Origin of the sequence: Rhizobium rhododendri, assembly GCF_007000325.2 — a bacterium.
GTDB lineage: Bacteria > Pseudomonadota > Alphaproteobacteria > Rhizobiales > Rhizobiaceae > Rhizobium > Rhizobium rhododendri.
The window spans coordinates 3,692,908-3,709,686 of sequence record NZ_CP117267.1 but is presented as its reverse complement, the minus strand read 5'-3'; the positions used below and the strand labels follow the sequence as shown (position 1 = coordinate 3,709,686).

Below are 16,779 nucleotides of genomic sequence, written 5' to 3'. Positions count from 1 at the left end.
CGTTTATTCTCCACAGCTCCTCATAGAGCCAGCGCAAGACCTGTGACGAACACCGCACTCAAGCGGCCCCCGTCTTCGATCGTCTCGCCCAAGCGCAGTCTCTCGGTCCTCGCTTACCGACCGACCCGCCAGAGTGGCTGTTCAATCTTGTCACAGCTCCTGACAATCCGGCATATGGACCGTGCCATCAGGACACACGTCGGCCGTCAGGAGACATTGCTGTCATCTTGTCCGAACGCGTCAACTTTATGAAAAAACGGAAACTAACGCTCCGCCACAAGAAACAAAACTATCCACCCTGCCTGAACTGGCAGCGTTCGCCAAAGCCGTTTCGGATTAAGCCGTGCCCCTTGTTGGAAATCATTTAGGCAGGATCGGCTGCCAAGATCAACGGGCATTTTTGCGCTTGTCGGAGGGTTTGCCATTGACTCCGGGAGCCAATTTTGGCTGTCACGCCCCTGTCAAAAAAGAATCGCTTTTGAATCAAGGGGATTCACCTCTGATGCAAATTCGACACGTCTGGAATCAAAAAAAATAATAAAGTTCTTGACTCAGTGAGCGGCGGAATTTGTCAGAAAAAGCCGCAATTCACCTTATGCAATTGAGCCAAGCCTCTGATTTACAACTTCTTTTCGTGTCACAGGAAAGACATTAATCAGACATGCTGCCGTCATCAGGCGGTGGAAAAAATCCGAATCCAAAAAGCCCGGCTAAGGACCGGGCTTGGAGCTAAACGCTGCAATCGTTACTGTAATTTAAGCGGCAGGAGCCGACAGAGCCTTAACACGCTTGGCAAGACGCGAGACTTTGCGCGATGCCGTGTTGGCCGGTACCACGCCCTTGCTGGCAGCGCGTGCCAGTTCTGGTTCGACAGCCTTGAAGGCTGCAGTTGCCAGAGCCACGTCGCCGGAAGCGATTGCTTCTTCGATCTGGCGAACGAAAGTACGAACGCGCGAACGGCGCGCCTTGTTGACGTCTGTGCGGCGAGCGATCTTGCGGGTCGCCTTTTTTGCCGAGCTTGTATTGGCCATGTATGCCTCTCTAGAATTCGAACAAAGTCCCGTCACCGTCGTGCCGGACCGTGTGGTCCTGTCATCCAGCAATGCGGGAGCAATCGCGGAAAACCAGATAGGCTTTCCAAACTGTGGCGGGCATATAGCCTTAAAGCGGAGGTCCGTCAACGCGGTTTCGCCAAAAACCAATCAGCAGCGCGTTTTCCACCGGCGCTTTTAGCATCAGCGGTTTTTGAACATTGGCTTACGCTTGGCAACGAAAGCCGCCATGCCTTCCTTCTGGTCTTCGGTGGCAAAGAGGCTCTGGAACAGGCGACGCTCGAAGCGAAGTCCTTCCTCCAGTGTCGTTTCCAAGGCGCGGCCGACAGCCTCCTTGGCCATCAGCACGGAAGGACGCGAATGCGAGGCAATCTTCGCAGCGGCTTTGAGCGCTTCTTCCACGAGCGCCTCGGCCGGTACAACGCGCGCCACCAGCCCCGACCTTTCGGCCTCAGCCGCATCCATCATCCGGCCGGTCAACACCATGTCCATGGCCTTGGCCTTGCCGACAGCCCGCGTCAGGCGCTGGGAGCCGCCCATGCCGGGGATGATGCCGAGCGTGATCTCGGGCTGCCCGAATTTTGCAGTCTCGGCGGCGATGATGAAATCGCACATCATTGCGAGCTCGCAGCCTCCGCCCAGCGCAAAGCCGCCAACGGCCGCGATCACCGGCTTGCGTGCCTTGGCGATATCGTCCCAGCCGCCCAGGAAGTCGCTCTTGTAGACATCGACGAAGTCCAGCGACTGCATCTCCTTGATATCGGCGCCGGCGGCGAAGGCCTTGTCCGAGCCTGTCAGGACGATGGCACCGATGGCGTCGTCCGCGTGGAAAGCCGCATAGGCTGTCTTCAACTCCGAGAGCATGGTCAAATTCAGCGCGTTCAGCGCCTGCGGGCGATTGAGCCTGATCAGGCCGACGGCGTCGTGGGTTTCGACGATCAGGGTTTCATAGGCCATCGACATCTCCTCGCATCATTTCTGGCAGGTGGCACAATAGAAGGTAGAGCGGCCGGCCTGGACTATTCGGCCGACCTTACCGCCGCAGCCCTCTGTCCGGCAAGCCTCGCCTTCCCGGTCGTAGACAGAAAAGGAATGCTGGAAATAGCCGAGCGAACCGTCCGTTTGGATATGATCGCGCAGCGACGACCCTCCGGCAGCGATCGCATCGGCGATGACGTCACGTATGCAGGCCACCAGCCGCACCAGCGTCTCGCGCGGCTTGCCGGTCTTTGTCGACAATGTTCCGCTGGCACGCAAAGGCGACAGGTGAGCCCGCCAGAGAGCTTCGCAGACATAGATATTGCCGAGGCCGGCAATCGTTTTCTGGTCGAGCAGCGCGCCTTTCAGCGGCTGGGCCTTGCCGGAAAAACGCTTTGCCAGCCCTTCCGGGCTCAGCGCATTGCCGGTGGGCTCGGGACCGAGATCGCGGAAAAAAGGGTGTGCAGCCATCTCCGCCCGGGCAACGATATCCATGAAACCGAAACGCCGTGGATCGTTGTAGACGACACGCATGGCCTCGCCGTTGCGCGCCAAGTGGAAGATGACGTGATCGTGAACCTCGTTCTTGGAGCGCGGGTGGTGAAAGTCGCCGGGCGTAACGGCCGCCTCCCCAGCCTCGATGCGGAACGAGCCGGACATGCCGAGATGGGCGACGACGGTCATGCCGTTGTCAAGATCGATCAACAGATACTTGGCGCGGCGCGAAAGGGATGCGATCCGCTGGCCCGCTATGGATGCTGCAAATTCTAGCGGAAACGGAAAGCGCAGGTCCCCCCGGCGCAGCTCCAGCCGCTCTATCACTGCCCCTTCCATCGCCGGGGCAAGGCCACGCCGCACGGTTTCGACCTCTGGTAATTCGGGCATGACAATCCATCTTCAGGTGTGACCGGCAGCAGCAGGGACCGCGACCAAATGCGCTTTGCTTTCCAGCGGCCATGTTCTAAACCAACGACAACGTGCCGTGGCATCGGCCAGTCAGATAGCGTGGCACCAGCATTTTCGCCACAGCCGGCGGCGATTTAGACAAGGGAGTTGAGTGATGGCAAAGAGCCGCACCGCCGCCGATGGCGGCATGGAGACATCCTACGGATTTCGCGACGTGGCTGAAGGCGAGAAGCAGGCCCTCGTCAACGACGTGTTCCACAAGGTGGCTAAGCGCTACGACGTCATGAACGATGTGATGTCTATGGGCCTGCACCGCGCCTGGAAAGACGCGATGATCTCAGCCCTTCATCCGCGCAAGGACCCGTCCTACAAGGTGCTCGATGTTGCCGGCGGCACGGGCGATATCGCCTTCCGCATCGTTGAGGCATCCGGCAAGCTGGCCCACGCAACCGTGCTCGACATCAATGGCTCGATGCTGGCGGTCGGGGCCGACCGGGCAGAAAAGAAGAAGATTTCTGAAAACCTGACTTTCGTCGAAGCCAACGCCGAGGACCTGCCGTTCGAGGGCAACAGCTTTGACGCCTACACGATCGCCTTCGGCATCCGCAACGTGCCCCGCATCGACGTGGCGTTGAAGGAAGCCCATCGGGTGTTGAAGCGCGGTGGCCGGCTGCTGGTGCTGGAATTTTCCGAGGTCGACCTGCCCTTGCTCGACAAAGTCTACGACGCATGGTCGTTCAACGCCATTCCGCGCTTTGGAAAGGCCATTACCGGCGAGGCCGAGCCCTATCAGTATCTGGTGGAATCGATCCGCAAGTTTCCCAACCAGCAGGACTTTGCAACGATGATCCGCCAGGCCGGCTTCAGTCGCGTCACCTTCACCAACTACACCGGCGGCATTGCGGCACTGCATTCCGGCTGGAAGCTCTAGGCATGGGGCGGACAGAGGTCCAGAAGCTTGCGCTGCCCGGCGCAGCAGACAGAGAAACAACAGCATGAGCTCTTTCGGCGGATATTTTGGCCTGATCCGGGTTGGCTGGGTCCTGGTGCGGGAAGGCGTTGTCGAGGCCTTACCCTCCGAAGGCTTGCCGCCATCGGTCAGCCTTGCCAAGTCCTTCGTGGCGCTGTTTGCCCGCCGCCGCTCGAAAACCAAGGCGCGCAGCGACAGGCTGTCGAAGGCAGTCGAGCGGCTCGGACCTTCCTATGCGAAAATCGGCCAGTTCCTGGCAACGCGGCCGGATGTCGTCGGTATCGAATTTGCCAATGACCTTTCGCAGCTTCAGGACAGCATGGCGTTCTTTCCGATGGCCGCCGCCAAGGCCAATATCGAAGGCTCGCTTGGCCGGTCGCTCGACGATCTCTATGCCAGCGTCGGCGAACCGATTGCCGCAGCCTCGATCGCACAGGTGCACCCGGCCGAGGTGAGGACGGCCGATGGCCTGCGCAAGGTAGCGATCAAGGTCATACGGCCGGGCGTGCGCCAGCGCTTCGCCAACGACATCGCCGTCATGTATCTGGTGGCAGGCTTACAGGAGCGGTTCGTGCCCTCGAGCCGGCGGCTGCGGCCTGTCGAGGTGACGAAGGCGCTGGAGCAGACGACCAGGGTCGAGATGGACCTGCGGCTGGAGGCCTCGGCACTGTCGGAAATTGCAGAGAACACCGCAGGCGACGAAGGCTTCCGCGTCCCGAAGGTCGATTGGGAGCGCACCGGTCGCGACGTCATCACCATGGAGTGGATCGACGGCATCAAGATGTCCGATGTCGATGCGCTCCGCGCTTCCGGACATGATCTCAACCGCCTCGCGGATACGCTTATCCAGTCGTTCCTGCGGCACACGCTGCGCGACGGCTTTTTCCATGCCGACATGCATCCGGGCAATCTCTTCGTCGATCCGCAGGGCATCATCGTCGCCGTCGACATGGGAATCGTCGGTCGTCTGGGCAAGAAGGAGCGGCGGTTCCTCGCGGAAATCCTCTACGGGTTCATCACCCGCGATTACCTGCGCGTCGCCGAAGTGCATTTCGAGGCGGGTTATGTACCGGCCCACCACAACACGGAGAGCTTCGCCCAGGCGATCCGAGCCATCGGCGAGCCTATCCATGGCCAGCCGGCAGAAACGATCTCGATGGGCAAGCTGCTGACCCTGCTGTTCGAGGTGACCGAGCTGTTCGACATGGAAACGCGACCCGAACTGGTGATGCTGCAGAAGACCATGGTCGTGGTCGAGGGCGTCTCCCGCATGCTCAATCCGCGCTTCAATATGTGGAAGGCGTCGGAGCCCGTCGTCGGCGAATGGATCCGCAACAATCTCGGTCCGAAGCGTATTATCGGCGATCTGCAGGATGCCTTGAAGGCCGGCGTCAAACTGGCCGAGGCCGTGCCCGAAATTGCCGCCAAGACCGAACTGTTCCACCGCCAGCTGCTGGCCATGAGCCAGAACGGGCTGCGCTTCGACAACGAGACCGCCGAGGCGATCGGCAAGGCCGAGGCCCGCCACACGCGGTCTGGTCGCCTGGCGCTCTGGCTGATCGCGCTGACGCTGATCTACATCGCCTGGAAACTGAGCTAGAAGCGTGGCTGAACAACTTTATCGCCAGTGCCCGGCAGTGCCTCCAGCCACCGGAGATGACCACCACCGTAACCAACATCGAAGAGCCGCCCCGTGATACCATGGACCCTGCTTGATACCGCATCCATCCCCAACGGTGGCGGCGAACTGCGGCTGAAGCAACGAGGCCGCGAGTTCTCTATCATGCTCGGCAGCAACGAGTTGATGAACAGCAGGCTCAGCGGCTCCGAAGAAGCCTTGGCAACGCTTGCCTGCGAGAGGATTGCCGGTCGGCCGTCGCCGCACCTGTTGATCGGCGGGCTCGGCATGGGGTTCACATTGCGGGCGGCACTGGGTGCGATCGGCAGCGATGCCCGGGTGACCGTGGCGGAGCTTGTGCCGGCCGTGGTCGCCTGGGCACGCGGCCCGATGGCAGAGATTTTCTCCGGAAGCCTCGACGATCCACGCGTTGCGATCCACGAGGGAGACGTGGCCGCCGCCATTCAGAACGGTCGCGACAGCTACGATGCCATCCTGCTCGACGTAGACAATGGCCCGGACGGACTGACGCACGCGGCCAATGACGGGTTATACGATCGGAAGGGCTTGCTCGCCGCCCGTGACGCCCTGCGCCCCGGCGGTGTTCTGGCAGTGTGGTCCTCTGGTCCCGACACGCGTTTTACCAAACGGCTGCGGGACGCCCGGTTTTCGGCGGAAGAGGTAGCCACGCGCGCTAACGGCAAACGTGGCGGCGCCCGCCATATGATCTGGATAGCCGTCAAATCGCAATAGGAGCAGGTTCGACGGGAGAGGAGCAATAGTAGATCATTAGCCGGCATTCAATCGCATGGCGCGACGGCGCCGGAGCCCCTCATCGCCGCCTGTTCAGGACTTCTTTTTGCGGCTGGCTTTGGGTTGTGTAGCGCCATTGCCGTGGCGGGCGTTAGCGACCGCTGGCTTTTTGACGGTAGCTTCGGCGCTATCGGGAAGCGTCATTGCATTGGCATCTTCCGCCGGGATATCTGCGTTCGAGATTTCCTGCCAGGCCTGCAGCCAGTGGCGCATGTCTTCACCCTGGGGGCGTCCCTGCTCTTCCCAGATGCTGTACGCGCGGTCCCTGATCTGCTGTTCGCGGTCGTCTTGCATAGTCATCCTCCTCTTGGCAAAAACTGCCTCTCGGCAGCGATAAACCAAAAGGAGGGGAAGAAGTTCCCGGATCAACGGTTTTAGGACCGGATACGCAGATCACTGACCGGCAACGAGCGATACAAAAAACCTACCTTGCCGAGGCCAGAGACCCGTCTGCCAGGTCCTGCTGGCCAATCGGCCGCCGCTCGATGTGCGCAAAAGGTGCCGTGCGGATCTTGCAAAGCCTGATCTCGTCGGCCAGCGTCTCGAGGGCCTCTATCAGCCGCATACGGCTCTGCTCCACAAGGCTGTCATCGGCTTTGCGCGGGCTGAACGTACCCATGGCGCGAACGAAGGCATGGGATGCGTCGCAAACCATCGGCAGGCACTCCTCGACATAAATGTCGATTTCGATCCGATGCAGGCTGCTTGCCAGATAACGCAGCACCAACGCCGGTAACTCCCTGGCAGAGGAGCCGCTTGCCGTCCGGATCCGGGAGCAGAGTTCAACGAGATCGGCGTCGCCATTGGAAACATGGCTGACATGGCCAAGTGACGTGTCTGAAAGATCGTGGGAATGGCGCATTTCCGCTCCTTGATTCGCTTCTATGGTGCAGACGCTAACCATGGCGTGTGAACGGCACCTTTCCCTAGATGTCTGAACTTTTCTCGCAAAAGGATTTTTTGTGAACCTGGCCGTCCGGGCTATTTTCTGGCTGGCCGCAGTTGTCGATGCCCTTCTCATACCGCCCGGTTTGTATAAAGCTTTGCTGAACTGGATTTTTGATCATGAACAACAATGCTTCCCCCGACATCCTCATCGTCGACGACGACCATGAAATCCGGACGCTGCTCAGCCGTTATCTCGAAGAGCAGGGGTTCAGGGTATCGACGGCTGGCGATCTGCGCGGCTGTAACGAGGCGATGAGCCGCCGCACCCCCGATCTGCTGGTTCTCGACGTCATGCTTCCGGATGGCTCCGGGCTCGACCTTTGCCGCGATCTCTGGGGCCGACGGCCGCGGGTGCCGGTAATCCTGCTGACGGCGCTGAAGGAAGACATCGACCGGATTCTCGGCCTGGAGATTGGTGCCGACGACTATCTCGGCAAGCCTTTCAATCCACGCGAGCTGGCCGCCCGCATCCGCGCCGTGTTGCGCCGTTCCAACGACGAAGCAGAAACCGAGCCCCAGCGCCAGAGTTACGAGTTCGCAGGCATGAAGCTCGATCCGCAGTTGCGGCGTGTGACCCGGGACACCGGCGAGATCATCGGCCTGACCGGCGCCGAGTTCGACCTGCTGAAGGCATTCCTAGAGCGTTCCGGGCGCCTCTTGTCACGTGACCAACTACTCGATGTCACCCAGGGCCGTGACCGCGATCCGGCTGACCGGTCGATCGACGTTCTGATGAGCCGCCTCAGGCGAAAACTCGGCGAGACGCCGGAGATGCCGATTTTCCGAACGATCCGCAACGGCGGCTACCAGCTCGTCGTTCCGGTGACAGCCGTAAAGGGCGAGGCATGAAATCGCTCGGTACGCGCCTTGCACTACTGCTGGTGACCGCAATCGTGCTGGTCGTCATCACCTCGTCGCTGGCCGCAGCACTTGTCATGCGTGGGCCCAGGCCTGAGGAGACCATGGACCCCGTGGCGCGGCAGATGCACTGGCTTGCCAATGTCGCCGAGCACAACGCTGAAGAAGCGGCATCCCGCGGCATGGTGATCTCTGATGAACCTGCCGCAGGTGAGCGCGATGAGCGCTTTTCCAATTTCCTGACGGAAGGACTGAGCCGTACCGGCGAGCCGCTGGAAGCCTTCGTCACCAGACAGGATGAGACAGCCGGCACAACGGCATCGATCAAGCTTGCCAGCGGAAAATGGCTACTGGTGCCGATGCCGAATTTCGGCCCGCCGCCCGGCGGCTGGAAAATTCTCATCGGCTGGCTCAGCCTCATAGTCGCCGGTAGCGTCGTGATCTCCATCGTCGCTGCCTCGAAAATCATCAAGCCGCTGCGCCTGCTGGAGAAAGTGCTGGGCGAGATCGGCCCCGATGGAACGCTGCCGCATGTACCGGAAACAGGTCCTGGCGAAATCCGCGTGACGGCGCAGGTGCTGAACCGGTTGTCGGCCAAGGTCAAGAGCGCCACGGAAAGCCGCATGCGGCTGGTCGCTGCAGCCGGACATGACCTTAGAACGCCGATGACCCGGATGCGCTTGCGTGCCGAGTTCATCGCCGACGATATCGAGCGCCGGAAATGGCTTGCCGACCTGGAGGAACTCGACCAGATCGCCGACAGCGCGATCGGCCTGGTGCGGGAAGAAGTCAATCACGACAGCCTTCAGGACATCAGGCTGGATCTTGTCGTCACGGATATCGTCGACGAACTCGCGGCAATCGGCATGGATGTCTCGGTAGCAACGACAGAGCAGACGATTGTGCGTGTCGGGCCGCTGGCCCTGACGCGTGCGCTAAGAAACCTGCTGATCAATGCTGCTACCCACGGTGAATCCGCCACCGTTTCGGTGACCGAGACCAATGGCATTGCCAAGGTCGAGATCAACGACACGGGCTCGGGCATCCCCGAGGAGCGACTGAGCCAGGTGTTCGAGCCGTTCTTCCGGATCGACATCGCCCGGCAGAAATCCTTCCCTGGCGCAGGGCTTGGGATGGCAATCGCCAAGGAAATCATTTCCCGCTTCGATGGCGAGATTGCGGTTCGCAACAGAACCACAGGCGGCCTTGCTCAGGTGATCACATTCAAGGCGACCGCCTTACAGGAGGCGCAGTCCTAGGGCCCACTGCCCCACACACTGCCATTTCAGAGGTAGGCCGTGCGCTGGCCGAAGCTTGTATCGGCGGTGAAGTTGGTGGTGCCGATGCGGTCGCTTTCGCCGGACATCGGCGATGATGCCTCGTCGTCCGCGCTGGTGCTGTTTGCCGTTGCACTATCGGACGGTGTTGCCTTGGCGGACGCACCAGATTGAGCCGGACCCGCAGTGGCGGATGGCTGTGTGCCGCCAGATTTGCCGCCAGCAGCCGTGCCGGACTGGGCGCTTGCGGTGGCTGCGGCTTCGATCTTATCGAGCTTTGCCTGCAATGTCGCGATATCCGCTTTCAACGTCTTGGCATCGTCGGCATCCTTTGTATCGGCTAGCTCCGCTTTCTTGGCCGCGATCTGGGCCTTGATGGTCGTCTCGTCGCTCGCGCCGGTAGACGAGGAGGAAGACGAAGAAGACGTCGTTGATGCCGTAAAGAGCGAGATTGTGGAACTCGAAACCGCGCTGACCATGATGCTATCCCCCGTGATGAATTGAGACATCACGTTCGCGCGCGTTCAATTAAGCGGTGGTAAACGGCCCGTTTTGGCTCCTTTGCAACCGCACTTTCGACGCGCCTCCGGATATTGATTATTAGTCATTTAAATCAATTACTTAACCAGCAGCGACACCTGTCATGAACGCATGTCGGGTCAACAGAGAAAGAGGCGGGCATATTGAGACACCAATTTCCGCAGAATGACCTTCTTTCAGCAATGCTTGGAAATGTTTCTGCCGCGCAGTGCTGTAAATTTTGGTGGTTCGCTGCTTCCTGATTAGCATCGATCGGCCAGCTTCGTCACCATGCCCCACATCTTGGCGAAGCTGGCTTTTTCCTGGAAAGCCGCAGACACCTCGCGTCAATCGCGCGCCAGCGCCGCGACAGGATCCAGCAGCGAGGCGTTGCGCGCCGGCATGAAGCCGAACACCACGCCGATCAGGCATGAAAAGCCGAGCGCCAGCACGATCGAGCCATCGGAATAGATCAGCGAGAAATTGGTACTGATCGCATTGAAGACCGCGCCGAAGGTCATCGCGGTGGCAATGCCTAATGCGCCGCCGAGCGCACAGACAATCACGGCTTCGATCAGGAATTGCTGGAGAATATCCTTGCGCCGGGCGCCGACGGCCATCCGCACGCCGATTTCACCCACCCGCTCGGACACCGACACCAGCATGATATTCATCACCCCGATACCGCCGACGAGCAGGGAAATGACGGCGATGGCCGCCACCAGCAGCGTCAGGGTCTCGGCCGTGGCGGTGATCGTCTTGCGGATGTCGTCCGTGTTCAGAATGGAGAAGTCCTGCGCCGCGTGGCGACGTTTCAGAAATTGCGTGATGGCATCTTCTGCAACCGAGCTCGATGCATCGTCGGACACCCGCACGGTGATGCTGCGCAACGACATATCGCCGAGAAAGCGTGCCTGGACGCTGGTATAGGGCAGATAGACCGACAGGTTGTCGCTGGAGCCGAACCCGCCCTGCTGCATGGCAATGACGCCGATGACGCGGATCGGCGTCTTGCCGACCAGGATGATCTGGCCTACCGGATCAAGCCCCGTATGGTCGAACAGCGACGATGCGGTGTTCTGGTCGATGACGGCGTTCTGGGTGATGTCCCGGACATCCCTGTCATCGAAGAACCGGCCTTTCGTCAGCTTCGAGCCCTTGGCTACAAAATACTGGTCGCCGACGCCGTTCACCAGGGCATTGGCCTCCTTGGCGCCGAACCGCACGGTGGTGCTGGTCGAAACCGTGGGCGTCACCGCCGCGACATAGCTCAGCTGCCTCAACGCGTTGGCATCCGAGACCACCAGGGTCTTGATGCGACCGGCGCGGGGATCGCCAAAACCCTTGCCCGGAAATATCTCCAGCGTGTTGGTGCCGAGGCCACTAATATTGGAAAGCACCTTCTGCTGCGTTCCCTGCCCCAGGGCGACGACGCAGACGACCGCGGCAATGCCGATGATGATCCCGAGCATCGTCAGGAAAGTGCGCAGCCGGTGCGCCTTGAGCGCCAGAACAGCCATGATGAAGGCTTCGCGCAGACTGGCGAGGCCAGCCCGCCAGCCGGGGCCGGATTGCGGTGCCGGTCTCGCCATCGCGGATACCGGGCCTGTTGGCAACGCAGCCTTTTCCGAAGGACGATCGGCGACGATGCAGCCGTCGGAAATTTCGATGATGCGATTGGCGTGGGCCGCGACCGACATGTCGTGGGTGACGATGATGACCGTATGGCCTTCGGCATTCAACTCGTTGAGAATGCGCAGGACATCTCCACCGCTCTGCCTGTCGAGCGCGCCAGTGGGCTCGTCGGCGAGGATGACGTTGCCGTTGTTCATCAACGCCCGGGCTATAGAGACACGCTGCTGCTGGCCGCCGGAAAGCTGGCCGGGCCTGTGACCGAGACGATCTCCAAGACCAAGCCGCACAAGCAGTTCCCGCGCGCGGATGCTGCGCGCAGATGACTGGCCGGCGTAGATGGCCGGGACTTCGACATTGCCGAGAGCGGTCAGTTCGGACAGCAGGTGATAGCGCTGGAAGATAAACCCGAAATGCTCGCGGCGCAGCTTCGAAAGGGCATCGCTGTCGAGCGTTTGCGTCGATTGGCCGGCGACGGCATATGTCCCCGACGTCGGCCTGTCGAGCAGCCCCAGAATATTCATCAGCGTCGACTTGCCGGACCCCGAGGGACCGACGATGGCGATCATCTCGCCCTCCTCGATCGACAGGTTGATCTCCTTGAGGACGCTGATCGTGCTGTCGCCCGAAAGGTAGTCACGCCTGAGATCGGTTAGCCGGATGATTGGCTCGGCCATGGCCTAAAGTCCCATCGGTGGCGGCCCGCCCATTTTCGTTGTCGCCTGGGTGGCACTTCTCTCGCCGACGACGACCCGCTCGCCCTCCGACAGCCCGGACTGGACCTCGGCGCTGACATTGTTGTTGAGACCGATCTTCACCTTGCGCATCGACGTCGAATTGTCGGTTGCGGCGACCTGCACATCGTACTGGCCATCCGCGCCCATGGCGCCCAAGGCTGCCGAAGGTATGGTGAGGACGCCGCGCGCCGAGCCCAGCACGATGTGAACCTCGGCGGACATATAGGTCCGGAAGCGGCCGTCGGGATTGGGAACATCGAAGATGCCGTTGTAGTAGATCGCAGAGGTCGATGTCGACGAAGTGGTGGACGAACTCGATGTCGTGCTCGACGAACTGATGCTGCTGTCGCTGGTGATCGATTCGGGCGCCGGCTCGATAGACTGCAACACCGTACGGTGGATCGTTCCGGGATCGCCGAGGATGGTGAAGTCGATCGCCTGGCCGACCTTGACCTTGACGACATCGGCTTCCGAAATTTCGGCCCGCACCGTCATCGTCTGCAATTGGCCGAGAATGACAATGGTCGGAGCCGACTGTGCAGCGTTGACGGTCTGGCCCTGCTGATTGACGATCGCCAGAACGGTGCCATCCATCGGCGCGGTGATATGGGTATAGGCAAGGTTCGCCTCTGCTGTCTCGACGGCGACCTGGGCAGAGGTGATCTGGGCATCGAGAGCTGCGATCTCGGCGGTCGTTTTCTTGACGGTTGCGACGGCACTGTCGAGGTCGGACTTCGGGCCGGCCTGCTTGGCAAACATCGCCCGCTGGCGGGCTAGCGTTATCTCGGCGTTTTCAAGATCCGCCTCGCTCTCGTCGCGCTGCGCCTTGACGTTGGCAAGGGAAGCCTGCGCCGTGCGAAGTTCGTTTCTCTGGGTGACCGAATCGATCTCGGCAACCAGCGCACCTTTCTGCACCGTATCGCCAAGCTTGACATTGAGGGCGGTGATACGGCCGGAAACCTGCGCACCAACGGCCACCATCTGCGCTGGCTTGAAGGTGCCAGAGGCAAGAACTGTCTCCTCGACATCGCCGCGCGTCACCGCGGCCACGATGAAAGACGGTCCGTCGGCCGCAAACAGCCGGCCGCGAAAGACGAAGGCTGCCGAAGCGACGATCAGCAGCGGCAGGAGCACGAATAAAAGTGCACGGCGCATCAGGAATTCTCCCCGTCGACGTCAAAGGCGGGACAGGCAGGCTGCAGCAATCGGATCATCAAACTCTCCATTGCGCCGGGCATAACATCCATCGGCGAACGGCGTTTTTCCGAATATTTCCAAAAGTGTCCGGACTGGTATTTTTTAGGGATTGCCGCATGGTTCATGCGACGATCCGCTGGATATGGCTTCGAAATCAGCGAGGCTTGAGGTTGGCCTCCTGGGCTGCCTCGACAAAGACCTTGCGGGCGTCTTCCGAATCCTTGTTGCCAGCAAGAGCAGCGCGGCAAAAGCGGCGCGCAGCGGCATGGCGTGGACCGGGACTGCCCGGCCATGGGCCGTCCAGAAACTCGAGCGCTTCAGCAGGGTTCTTGAGGGTTATGAGTTCGCCTGGCTTGACCGTCAGCGTGACGATTTCGCTCCATCGTGTAGGGCGCATGATATCTCCAATGCCGCAATCGTCACCCGTTTCGGATGAAGTTGCCGGTACAGATTGTTTGGTTAGATCGGGAGGCTGGCGCGTGTCGGCTCGAGATGCCTGGACACGAAGGGGTTTGCCTGCAGCGAGAAGACCGACTGCAACCAAAAAAGGCCAGGCATATTGCCTGACCTTCCGATGGTGTTCATGCCCCGGCTACGTTGTCGCCGCCGGGACAGAAAGACCTTTAAGCAGCCTGAAGCTGAGCGGCGGACATCTTGCCCGACTTGTTGTCGCGCTCAAGCTCGTAGGAGAGCTTCTGGCCTTCGACGATTTCGCGCATGCCAGCGCGTTCGACGGCCGAGATGTGAACGAAAACATCGGCATCGCCGTTGTCAGGCTGAATGAAGCCGAAGCCCTTTGTGGAATTAAACCATTTAACTGTGCCAGTGGCCATGACGAAACCCTTTCATGTAATTTGAAGGATCGCCGCGCAAAAAGCGCCGCGAGGTGAAGTCCCGATTTTGAAAGGAAGTTCGTCCAGGGCACGCAAGATGCGCGCAATAACAAAAGTCAGACAAGCAATATCGACAACCTTTAGATAGGGTTCGGTGGCCCTGATGTCAACCTGTCGACCATCAGCCGGGGCAACCAGGGCAAGTCACCGAACACAGATGTCGTCAGCCGCCGGCTCAGGCGGCGAGGTTTTCCAGTCCGGATGCTTCGAACATGCGCTCAAGATTGAGAAAGCAGATCATGCCGCTATCCTGAGCGATGATGCCATCGGAATAGCTCGTGCCGCCGGGGACGTTCATGTCGGGAACCGGTTGCAGCAGGGCGGCATCGATGGTGAGGATATCGGATACGCTGTCGACGATCAGGCCCATCGATGTTTCGTTGATTTCGGCGACCACGATGGCACTGCGCTCGGTTGGCACGGTGCTTTTCATGCCGAGCTTGAGCGAAAGGTCGATGATCGGGATCACCGTGCCGCGCAAGTTCATCACGCCCATGACCTCCGCCGGCGAATGGGGGATCGGCGTTGCGGCATCCCAGCCGCGGATCTCGCGAATGGCCGTCGTGCGTACGCAAAATTCCTGGCCATTGAGGTGGAAGGAGAGGATTTCGAGGGTATCGCCGCTCGAATGCGATTGCTTGTGGACGATGTTCATCAAAACTCCTGCCGGCCGAGGCGGCTGCGTTGCCAGCGAATGACCCGAACGTTGACAGGCGGATGGCGGCGCCTGGACGCTCTTACCATGACGGGTAACAATTGCGTTTTGATTAAACGGGCGGTTGCCCTTTTAAGCAAACGGCAGAGTTTTCGAATATTCGCATGCCGACAGCGACAATCCTTCGCTCGCGCGTTGCACTTTCAGCCTCTCGCGCCGGGCTCCTCCCGCAATGCATCGTAGTCGTGTGCGGTTCGCATGTTGCACCAGCAGGCAAAGGCCGAACTGAGGAGGGCCAGGCTTTCGCCGATCGCCAGTCTGTTGTTCGAGTTGCTGAGTAGCGTCAGAGCGAAGAAGAACAGGCCGACCGTGTAGACGTGGAAGGCGGCGCGCGGGATGACGCCTGCGCGAAAGGCGCGAAACACCGAAACGAACAGCGCGCCGAGGATGACAGACATGATAACCGCGCCTAAGATACCGAAGCGCACCAGGATTTCGAGATAGCCGTTGTGGAACAGCGTGTACCTGACATTCGGATAGCGCGCGGCATTCAACTGGTCGACCCACTTGCTTCCCCAGCCGAACACCGGCGCCGAGGAAATGAGTTCTCCGGCGTCGTACCAGAGCTGCAAACGCTCATCCATCGAGACGGGTGTCGTCGGGGAATCGATGGTGCCGAGCACGACCCCGTTGAAGTCGCGACGCGCGTGAAAACCTTCAAGCATGGAAATCGCCGCATCGACAGTCGGCCCGGCCGTCTTGTTGAGATTGTGGCGTACGGCATAGGCGCCACAACCGAGCAGGATGGATGCAGCGACGATGGTGATCAGCCCGGTACGCAGGCGCAGATAGGTCAGGGACAACAATCCAGCAATCGGCAACGTCAGGGTCAGCGCCAGCCAGACGCCCTTGGACTTTGCGCCATAGATTGCGATGAGACAGAGGATCATCACTACAGGTGCGACGACAAGGCCAAATCGGCGCAGGAGCGGCTTCGCATCGCTGTTGGAAAGGTAGTGAAGCCACCAGAAATAGGCCGACAAGAGGATAAGGCCGCAGGCGACCGCCCCGTGGATCTGGTTGTTCATGATCAGGGGCTTGACCGTTTCGCCGGCAAATATCCGCACGTATCCGGTGGTGGCCGCGAGCATCACCAGGGCGACCGCGAAAAACGCTGCGACGATGCGCTCGATCCGCCCTTCCGTCATCGAAAAGGCAACACCCAGGATCGGGAAGAAAAACGGGAAAGCGTAGAGCCACTCGGATGCGCCGCTCTCGTGCGGATGCGTCATGATGTAGAAGCGAAGGAAGCGGACCGCGACATAGATGCCCCACGCCATGCACAGCCAGCCAAGCCAGTTTGTAGCGGGCCGGTTCGGCATCTTCAGGAAATGGACCAGGGCAATGATGGCGAGAACTGCCGATGCATAGCGATAGGCATCCGTTTCGACGAACACCGCGGAGGCGGCGAAAAGCCAGGCGATACTGATGATAATCGTCAGAAGGGCATTCGGCTTCGCTGCAGTCGACGTAGTCATCATATCCCTTGACCGCTCCGATAGGTAGGTGGGCATTGACCCCGGCCTCGTCGAGGTCTTCGGGTGTCCGACCGGACAATCTCCTGACGCTTATCCCGAGGTGCCGGCTGGCTGTAAAGAGGGGATAGGGGTTTCAGCTGCAGCAGGGCTCGAAATTCACGCCGTCATGGCAAGAAGATCGCACTCGG

18 protein-coding genes are annotated in these 16,779 nt (G+C 60.3%); 5 read left to right on the top strand and 13 right to left on the bottom strand.

The window, feature by feature from the left end:
* Positions 1 to 755 precede the first annotated feature (755 nt).
* The 3 genes from rpsT to mutM all read right to left on the bottom strand — a co-directional run bounded on the left by rpsT (position 756) and on the right by mutM (position 2,915).
* Positions 756 to 1,031 (bottom strand): 30S ribosomal protein S20, encoded by a 276-nt coding sequence (rpsT, locus tag PR018_RS17870; protein ID WP_142823836.1) that lies wholly within the window; start codon positions 1,029 to 1,031, stop codon positions 756 to 758.
* 204 nt (positions 1,032 to 1,235) lie between these two features.
* Positions 1,236 to 2,009, bottom strand: coding sequence for an enoyl-CoA hydratase (locus PR018_RS17865; RefSeq protein ID WP_142823835.1), 774 nt, complete (start codon positions 2,007 to 2,009; stop codon positions 1,236 to 1,238).
* 15 nt (positions 2,010 to 2,024) lie between these two features.
* Positions 2,025 to 2,915 (bottom strand): bifunctional DNA-formamidopyrimidine glycosylase/DNA-(apurinic or apyrimidinic site) lyase, encoded by an 891-nt coding sequence (gene mutM, locus PR018_RS17860; protein WP_142823834.1) that lies wholly within the window; start codon positions 2,913 to 2,915, stop codon positions 2,025 to 2,027.
* Positions 2,916 to 3,090: 175 nt separating this feature from the next.
* On the opposite strand from mutM, the gene ubiE reads away from it, so the two are divergent.
* From ubiE to PR018_RS17845, 3 genes are all read left to right on the top strand, one after another.
* Entirely contained in the window at positions 3,091 to 3,867 is a 777-nt protein-coding gene (gene ubiE, locus PR018_RS17855) for a bifunctional demethylmenaquinone methyltransferase/2-methoxy-6-polyprenyl-1,4-benzoquinol methylase UbiE (RefSeq protein WP_142823833.1), read from the top strand.
* Positions 3,868 to 3,931: 64 nt separating this feature from the next.
* Entirely contained in the window at positions 3,932 to 5,506 is a 1,575-nt protein-coding gene (gene ubiB / locus PR018_RS17850) for a 2-polyprenylphenol 6-hydroxylase (protein WP_142823832.1), read from the top strand.
* Positions 5,507 to 5,599: 93 nt separating this feature from the next.
* Positions 5,600 to 6,277 carry a spermidine synthase gene (locus PR018_RS17845; RefSeq protein WP_142823831.1) on the top strand — a complete coding sequence of 226 codons (678 nt, stop codon included), beginning with the start codon at positions 5,600 to 5,602 and terminating at the stop codon, positions 6,275 to 6,277.
* A 93-nt stretch (positions 6,278 to 6,370) separates the two neighbouring features.
* On the opposite strand, the gene PR018_RS17840 is transcribed toward PR018_RS17845, so the two are convergent.
* The gene (locus PR018_RS17840) at positions 6,371 to 6,631 is read right to left on the bottom strand and encodes a DUF2934 domain-containing protein (RefSeq protein WP_142823830.1); all 261 of its coding nucleotides are present in this window, start codon (positions 6,629 to 6,631) and stop codon (positions 6,371 to 6,373) included.
* A gap of 130 nt (positions 6,632 to 6,761) precedes the next feature.
* The gene (locus tag PR018_RS17835; protein ID WP_142823829.1) at positions 6,762 to 7,199 is read right to left on the bottom strand and encodes a hypothetical protein; all 438 of its coding nucleotides are present in this window, start codon (positions 7,197 to 7,199) and stop codon (positions 6,762 to 6,764) included.
* 203 nt (positions 7,200 to 7,402) lie between these two features.
* Between PR018_RS17835 and PR018_RS17830 the strand changes: the two genes are divergently transcribed.
* Positions 7,403 to 8,134 (top strand): response regulator, encoded by a 732-nt coding sequence (locus PR018_RS17830; RefSeq protein WP_142823828.1) that lies wholly within the window; start codon positions 7,403 to 7,405, stop codon positions 8,132 to 8,134.
* The gene (locus PR018_RS17825; protein ID WP_142823827.1) at positions 8,131 to 9,402 is read left to right on the top strand and encodes an ATP-binding protein; all 1,272 of its coding nucleotides are present in this window, start codon (positions 8,131 to 8,133) and stop codon (positions 9,400 to 9,402) included. The genes PR018_RS17830 and PR018_RS17825 overlap by 4 nt, the downstream gene beginning before the upstream one ends.
* Positions 9,403 to 9,428: 26 nt before the next feature.
* Here the strand turns inward: PR018_RS17825 and PR018_RS17820 are convergent, their stop codons facing one another.
* The 8 genes from PR018_RS17820 to PR018_RS17785 form a co-directional block, all read right to left on the bottom strand.
* Entirely contained in the window at positions 9,429 to 9,899 is a 471-nt protein-coding gene (locus PR018_RS17820) for a hypothetical protein (protein ID WP_142823826.1), read from the bottom strand.
* Between the two features lie 387 nt (positions 9,900 to 10,286).
* Positions 10,287 to 12,248 (bottom strand): MacB family efflux pump subunit, encoded by a 1,962-nt coding sequence (locus PR018_RS17815; protein ID WP_142823825.1) that lies wholly within the window; start codon positions 12,246 to 12,248, stop codon positions 10,287 to 10,289.
* 3 nt (positions 12,249 to 12,251) lie between these two features.
* Positions 12,252 to 13,463 carry an efflux RND transporter periplasmic adaptor subunit gene (locus PR018_RS17810; protein WP_142823824.1) on the bottom strand — a complete coding sequence of 404 codons (1,212 nt, stop codon included), beginning with the start codon at positions 13,461 to 13,463 and terminating at the stop codon, positions 12,252 to 12,254.
* On the bottom strand, positions 13,463 to 13,630 hold the full coding sequence (locus tag PR018_RS17805) for a hypothetical protein (RefSeq protein WP_153816478.1): 168 nt from the start codon (positions 13,628 to 13,630) through the stop codon (positions 13,463 to 13,465). The genes PR018_RS17810 and PR018_RS17805 overlap by 1 nt, the downstream gene beginning before the upstream one ends.
* A 29-nt stretch (positions 13,631 to 13,659) precedes the next feature.
* Positions 13,660 to 13,902 carry a DUF982 domain-containing protein gene (locus PR018_RS17800; protein ID WP_111216367.1) on the bottom strand — a complete coding sequence of 81 codons (243 nt, stop codon included), beginning with the start codon at positions 13,900 to 13,902 and terminating at the stop codon, positions 13,660 to 13,662.
* 226 nt (positions 13,903 to 14,128) lie between these two features.
* Complete coding sequence (locus tag PR018_RS17795) at positions 14,129 to 14,338, bottom strand: cold-shock protein (protein ID WP_111216365.1); 210 nt, start codon at positions 14,336 to 14,338, stop codon at positions 14,129 to 14,131.
* Positions 14,339 to 14,573: 235 nt separating this feature from the next.
* Positions 14,574 to 15,053: a chemotaxis protein CheW gene (locus PR018_RS17790; protein ID WP_142823823.1), complete on the bottom strand. Its 480-nt coding sequence runs from the start codon at positions 15,051 to 15,053 to the stop codon at positions 14,574 to 14,576.
* Between the two features lie 203 nt (positions 15,054 to 15,256).
* Positions 15,257 to 16,591, bottom strand: coding sequence for an O-antigen ligase family protein (locus PR018_RS17785; protein WP_161990929.1), 1,335 nt, complete (start codon positions 16,589 to 16,591; stop codon positions 15,257 to 15,259).
* Positions 16,592 to 16,779: the final 188 nt, after the last annotated feature.

Excerpts from the sequence above, each read along its gene's own strand:
- rpsT (WP_142823836.1), bottom strand. The coding sequence starts at position 1,031 with ATGGCCAATACAAGCTCGGCAAAAAAGGCGACCCGCAAGATCGCTCGC.
- PR018_RS17865 (WP_142823835.1), bottom strand. The coding sequence starts at position 2,009 with ATGGCCTATGAAACCCTGATCGTCGAAACCCACGACGCCGTCGGCCTG.
- mutM (WP_142823834.1), bottom strand. The coding sequence starts at position 2,915 with ATGCCCGAATTACCAGAGGTCGAAACCGTGCGGCGTGGCCTTGCCCCG.
- ubiE (WP_142823833.1), top strand. The coding sequence starts at position 3,091 with ATGGCAAAGAGCCGCACCGCCGCCGATGGCGGCATGGAGACATCCTAC.
- ubiB (WP_142823832.1), top strand. The coding sequence starts at position 3,932 with ATGAGCTCTTTCGGCGGATATTTTGGCCTGATCCGGGTTGGCTGGGTC.
- PR018_RS17840 (WP_142823830.1), bottom strand. The coding sequence starts at position 6,631 with ATGCAAGACGACCGCGAACAGCAGATCAGGGACCGCGCGTACAGCATC.
- PR018_RS17835 (WP_142823829.1), bottom strand. The coding sequence starts at position 7,199 with ATGCGCCATTCCCACGATCTTTCAGACACGTCACTTGGCCATGTCAGC.
- PR018_RS17830 (WP_142823828.1), top strand. The coding sequence starts at position 7,403 with ATGAACAACAATGCTTCCCCCGACATCCTCATCGTCGACGACGACCAT.
- PR018_RS17825 (WP_142823827.1), top strand. The coding sequence starts at position 8,131 with ATGAAATCGCTCGGTACGCGCCTTGCACTACTGCTGGTGACCGCAATC.
- PR018_RS17820 (WP_142823826.1), bottom strand. The coding sequence starts at position 9,899 with ATGGTCAGCGCGGTTTCGAGTTCCACAATCTCGCTCTTTACGGCATCA.
- PR018_RS17815 (WP_142823825.1), bottom strand. The coding sequence starts at position 12,248 with ATGGCCGAGCCAATCATCCGGCTAACCGATCTCAGGCGTGACTACCTT.
- PR018_RS17810 (WP_142823824.1), bottom strand. The coding sequence starts at position 13,463 with ATGCGCCGTGCACTTTTATTCGTGCTCCTGCCGCTGCTGATCGTCGCT.
- PR018_RS17805 (WP_153816478.1), bottom strand. The coding sequence starts at position 13,630 with ATGAACCATGCGGCAATCCCTAAAAAATACCAGTCCGGACACTTTTGG.
- PR018_RS17800 (WP_111216367.1), bottom strand. The coding sequence starts at position 13,902 with ATGCGCCCTACACGATGGAGCGAAATCGTCACGCTGACGGTCAAGCCA.
- PR018_RS17795 (WP_111216365.1), bottom strand. The coding sequence starts at position 14,338 with ATGGCCACTGGCACAGTTAAATGGTTTAATTCCACAAAGGGCTTCGGC.
- PR018_RS17790 (WP_142823823.1), bottom strand. The coding sequence starts at position 15,053 with ATGAACATCGTCCACAAGCAATCGCATTCGAGCGGCGATACCCTCGAA.
- PR018_RS17785 (WP_161990929.1), bottom strand. The coding sequence starts at position 16,591 with ATGACTACGTCGACTGCAGCGAAGCCGAATGCCCTTCTGACGATTATC.